Consider the following 770-nt stretch of genomic DNA (forward strand, 5'->3'; position numbering starts at 1 on the left):
CTCCCGCACCCGCCAGCACAAGCGCCCCCCCGCTGCACGCGCCCGAGCCCGAACCCACGGCAGGGAACGCCCCCCGCTGGCGCAGTGCCCACACCGCGCAAGAGGTGGAAGACGCCGTGGTCATCGACCGCAGCACCCACGCTCCGCCCGCAGAGGCACAGCCCACGACCACACCACGCCCCGCCGCCAGCCACCACCCGCTGGCGGAGCCCCCTGGGGGCTTCACCCGCGTGGCCTTCACCCACCCGGGCGCTCGGCACAACCCGCACCACTACCACCTGTACGTGCCCCCGGGCGCCACGGCAGGCACCCCCATGCCCCTGGTGCTGATGCTGCACGGCTGCACGCAGAACCCGGTGGACTTTGCGACTGGCACGGGCATGAACGACGCAGCCGCGCCCGCCAACGCTCTGGTGCTGTACCCCGAGCAACCCCACAGCGCCAACCCCAACGGCTGCTGGAACTGGTTTCGCCCTGGCGACCAGCACCGGGGCAGCGGCGAGCCCGCTCTGATCGTGGCCATGCTGCGGGATGTGATGGCGCGCCACCCGGTGGATGCGCAACGCGTCTACGTGGCGGGCCTGTCGGCCGGCGGCGCCATGGCCGCACTGCTGGGCCGCGAATACCCCGACCTGTTTGCGGCCGTGGGCGTGCACTTCGGCCTGCAGGCGGGTGCCGCGCACAACGTGATGGGCGCACTGTCGGCGATGAAGAACGGGGCCAAACCCGGTGCGGCGACCCACCATGCCGCTGACGCCCCAGCCCTGCCA

General features: G+C 72.9%; 1 protein-coding gene. It reads left to right on the forward strand.

Annotation, left to right across the window (positions count from 1 at the left end; all coding sequences use genetic code 11):
* Nucleotides 1–770 (forward strand): PHB depolymerase family esterase (locus DBR23_RS24540; RefSeq protein ID WP_199227795.1); only part of this gene is annotated, 770 nt, incomplete at both ends.

This window comes from Acidovorax sp. HMWF018 (genome assembly GCF_003061035.1).
In the GTDB taxonomy this organism is placed as follows: domain Bacteria; phylum Pseudomonadota; class Gammaproteobacteria; order Burkholderiales; family Burkholderiaceae_C; genus Acidovorax; species Acidovorax delafieldii.